The sequence below is a fragment of the Nitrosomonas sp. genome (assembly GCF_043753625.1).
GTDB lineage: Bacteria > Pseudomonadota > Gammaproteobacteria > Burkholderiales > Nitrosomonadaceae > Nitrosomonas.
This window is the reverse complement of record NZ_JAYUWI010000098.1, coordinates 1-3,891: the sequence shown is the minus strand read 5'-3', so window position 1 is coordinate 3,891 and position 3,891 is coordinate 1. Positions and strand designations below refer to the sequence as shown.

Below are 3,891 nucleotides of genomic sequence, written 5' to 3'. Positions count from 1 at the left end.
ATCAGTTGAAATTGGATATGTAGATGCCGCTTTAGCGGCTCACAAACAGCCCCTTCGAGGGGCTCCAGCTATAAGCCTCCGGCTCTGCCGGAGGTAATTTAACTGGATGCCGTAGAGAAGGCAAGTTACTGCTTGTGGCAGATACATTATTATCACATTGTATCTTCAGTGAAGTACAGACTCGGATTGTTAGTTGGGGCGGTTGTGAAACTCATTATGAAGATGTCGAAAGAGATAGCAAAGCCATACGACATTGAGTTTGAGCAGATAGGTTGCGACAATGACCAGTTATACATTTTGTACGGCATACGAGAATTGCTCCAGGACAGATTGTTAAGGTGTTCAAAAGCATCATATCACTAGAATTGATTAAGAAAAGGTCAGATTTGAAACGAGATCTGCGAAATGGTGAGAGTTCTTAGGGGATGGCTATCATGTTGTAACTGTAGAAGAAAGAGTGGACTGGGGGTAGTGGGTAAAGAATCAGGGTAAGCCAAAAGAAGAACTGTAAAAATTATTATACTGGGCTATATATAGATGAAGGCGGATTTCATTGGTATTGGAGCACAAAAGTGCGCATCTACCTGGGTACATGGTGTTCTATCTGATCACCCAGAAGTTGGAGTTTATCCAGGAAAAGAGATTGATTATTTCTCAGATTATTATAATCGCGGTTATCAATGGTATGAAAGGCAATTGAGTGGTGTTGATTCTGTGAGAACGCGAGGCGAGGTATCCACTTCATATTTTACTGATAGTGATACCCCTAGCCGCGTATTTCTCTATAATCCAAATATGCGAGTCGTACTTTCTCTTCGCGACCCGATTGAAAGAGCTTACTCCAATCATTTAAATGAAATTAAATTATGCCATTTGACTGGTCAGAATCTTGAATTTGAGAACGGGCTAACGAATAATCCCATGTACCTTGAGCAATCGTACTACGGAAAGCATCTCGCTCGCTGGTTAGCAATATTTCCGAGAGATCAAATATTAGTAATTTTTCAGGAGGAAATTCGTGATGACCCCTTCACGCAAGCAAGGAATTTGTATCGTTTTTTGGGTGTGGCCGAAGATCATCAATCTTGGTTTCTGGAAAAAAAAGTGAATGAAAGCCGAATTATCAAAAATGCTGAGGCGGACCACTTTCTTAAATACTTAGGAAAACTGGGTCGATCCATAGGGATTGGTGGAGTAGTGGTGGCAGTTAGAAAAAATGACTTGGTTGGGCGTTTGCGCCGCAACTATAATCAGATTGAGCTACGGCAAGTGATTCCACCCATGCGCGAGGACACGAAGATATGCTTGCAAGATATACTGGCTGATGATATGCGTGAATTGGCACATCAACTCGAACGGAAAGATTTGCCGTGGCCAAGCTGGGTAGCGCTGTGTGATAGATCAAGTTGAGGGGGATCTTATGTCAGTGACGATGCTTATGTACCATGTAATTGCGACTCCAGAGAATGCTGCTGAGGCTCGGTTTTGTCGAACGCCAGATAAGTTCCGGAAGGATATGGAGCAAATTCGGGAAGCTGGCTACCATGTCCTTTCTTTTGCGAGAGTGCTGGATGGGATAGCAGGTAGAATCGAGCTTCCAGATAAGGCTGTGGCGATAACATTTGATGATGGTATAGCATGCGCATATGAAAACGCTTTGCCGATACTGCAGGAATTTGATTACCCGGCTTCGGTTTTTGTTGTAACCGGGCGGGTAGGTGGGTTTAACGAATTTACTGATGTTTTTGGATTTCCACGCAGGCGCATGCTTACTGCCTATGAGATTCGTACTTTGGCTGGATCTGGTGTGGATATTGGCAGTCATACTGTTAACCACTTATGGCTTGGGAAAACCAAGAATTCTGTCGTAGCTAAAGAACTTCAGGACAGTAAGGCGGCATTGGAAGATGTACTTGGTCAAGAAGTGCCTCATTTCGCATATCCCTTTGGAAGCTGGAACCTACCGGTACGGGATGCGGTTATAGAAGCTGGCTATACAGGTGCTTGTTCGACCATATCGGGGCGCAATCATAAAGGGATAGACCCATACATTTTGCGCCGTTCAGAAATTAAGGGGAGTGATGCGCCTTGGCAGTTTCGCTTGAAATTAAAATTTGCAACCAATGATATGCCACCAATTTCTGATGCACGCTATATAGTGGGTCAGACACTGAAAAAGTGGAGATAATTTAGCTACGTGTGTGGTGCGAGAATTGTTAATGAAAGAATTTTTGCTTTTCCTTGTGATAAAAAAGGCGGGGGAGTAGTTCTTGGTTGACGGTTGCTACCAGCTGTTTTTTTACGAGACTGTGTTTAAAGATCTAAGGTGCAAGGCTTAGGGGGGATTATGAATAGAATAAGCAGGGTAATATTTCTTCTTGGAGCGGGGCGTTCCGGTACTACATTACTCTATAAGACACTCTCTATTCATCCTAGTGTATCTTATTTGAGCAACTACCAAATGCGCTTTCCCAAGTGGCCTTCCTTGGCTTACTTACATCATATTCTCAATCAGTTTCCTGAATTCAAGCGTAAGTCATGGTTCAAGGAACAAGGTAATGCTTACTTCAATGAACGGCGTAAATGGCTGCATTCTATTGTGCCGACTCCATCAGAGGCTGAATCGGTGTATGCCAGTTGTGGAATTCCACGAACACCCACGGTTGACTATTGTCTGCAGCCGCAATCATCTGGGTGTTTGCAAAACAGATTTGAACGTATTCGCCAGATGTCCCATGGCCAAGTATTGTTGACTAAACGTACTGCGAACAATCGCCGCATACCAATTCTCAAACAAATATTTCCTGATGCAAAGTATATCCATCTAGTCAGGGATGGTCGTGCGGTTGCTTATTCTTTACTGCGTGTCGCTTGGTGGAACGACCACATTTTATACTGGGCGGGCAAGACGCCACAGCAGATGGTTGCAGCGGGTTTTAATCCCTTGGAACTTGCAGCGAGAAATTGGGTTGAGGAAATGCAGTCACTGGAACAAGAAGTTGCTCTAATTCCGAGCAGCCAGTTATTGGAGGTGCGCTATGACCAGTTGCTGCAAGACTCATGTGGCCAATTGCAGCGCATCCTAGATTTCATGGAAGTGAAAGCAAAATCAGATGAAACGTTCTGGGAAATCATAAAGTCATTACATATTGAGCCAAAACAAGATGCATGGCCCCGAGACTGGTCAGAGTCAGAATTAAAGTCTGTGCTATCTTTGCAGCGCGATACTTTGCTTCGCTGGGGTTTCGTTGCACCTTATGAATGATTGTGGGAATTATTTATACTATTGGCTAGCTAACAAATTTAGTTGATTAATCGGCGCCACACTGTTCTGGAATGTAGTCAGCGCCTTGTAAGGCTTGTTGTAACTGGTTTTTCTCAAAAATAGAGACCGATAAAATCTGTAGCAAAGTGTAGAGCGAGGCATCAATTTGAAGCTCCTTTTTGATAATGGCGACCAGCATGTAAGTAGCGACGGCGTACCAGATTTGCGTTTTGACCGCGTTCTCGCTGTTGCCGATGAAACATTTGATACGCAGCAGATGTTACTTGATCCGCTTGAGGAACCACTCGACTTGCCAGCGGCTTTTGTACAGCGCGGCAATCGTCAGTGCAGGCAGGGCCGTGTTGTTGGTCAGAAACACCAACGTCTTGCCGGTTTCCGGGTCTTTGAGGCGGATGCGCCTCAGTTGCTCGGGATAGTCCTACGAGATGTAGAAACCGTCGAGCACGATGCGCTGATCGCAGATGATACCGGTACTTCGATCGACCTTCATCGAGTATACCCTGTGCGCGTTCATTCCTCGTTTGGCGCGAGTTACGAAGAACGCACCCGACTGATGCAGCGTGAACAGGCGACTGAGATCCAGATAGCCCCGATCCATCACGTAG

General features: G+C 44.9%; 4 protein-coding genes and 1 pseudogene. 4 read left to right on the top strand and 1 reads right to left on the bottom strand.

The features are described from left to right. The first annotated feature begins 168 nt into the window (after positions 1-168). The 4 genes from ACH10T_RS08855 to ACH10T_RS08840 all read left to right on the top strand — a co-directional run bounded on the left by ACH10T_RS08855 (position 169) and on the right by ACH10T_RS08840 (position 3,265). Positions 169-363: a hypothetical protein gene (locus tag ACH10T_RS08855; RefSeq protein ID WP_394808933.1), complete on the top strand. Its 195-nt coding sequence runs from the start codon at positions 169-171 to the stop codon at positions 361-363. A gap of 174 nt (positions 364-537) precedes the next feature. Further along, positions 538-1,410 (top strand): sulfotransferase family protein, encoded by an 873-nt coding sequence (locus ACH10T_RS08850; protein WP_394808932.1) that lies wholly within the window; start codon positions 538-540, stop codon positions 1,408-1,410. 106 nt (positions 1,411-1,516) lie between these two features. After that, positions 1,517-2,188 carry a polysaccharide deacetylase family protein gene (locus ACH10T_RS08845; RefSeq protein WP_394808931.1) on the top strand — a complete coding sequence of 224 codons (672 nt, stop codon included), beginning with the start codon at positions 1,517-1,519 and terminating at the stop codon, positions 2,186-2,188. 159 nt (positions 2,189-2,347) lie between these two features. Then, positions 2,348-3,265, top strand: a complete 918-nt coding sequence (locus tag ACH10T_RS08840) for a sulfotransferase family protein (RefSeq protein ID WP_394808930.1) — start codon at positions 2,348-2,350, stop codon at positions 3,263-3,265. Between the two features lie 18 nt (positions 3,266-3,283). Here ACH10T_RS08840 and ACH10T_RS08835 read toward each other — a convergent pair. Then, positions 3,284-3,891: pseudogene (locus ACH10T_RS08835) on the bottom strand (IS4 family transposase); the annotation flags it as partial.

Coding starts and splice junctions, on each gene's coding strand:
- ACH10T_RS08850 (WP_394808932.1), top strand. CDS start 538: ATGAAGGCGGATTTCATTGGTATTGGAGCACAAAAGTGCGCATCTACC.
- ACH10T_RS08845 (WP_394808931.1), top strand. CDS start 1,517: ATGGAGCAAATTCGGGAAGCTGGCTACCATGTCCTTTCTTTTGCGAGA.
- ACH10T_RS08840 (WP_394808930.1), top strand. CDS start 2,348: ATGAATAGAATAAGCAGGGTAATATTTCTTCTTGGAGCGGGGCGTTCC.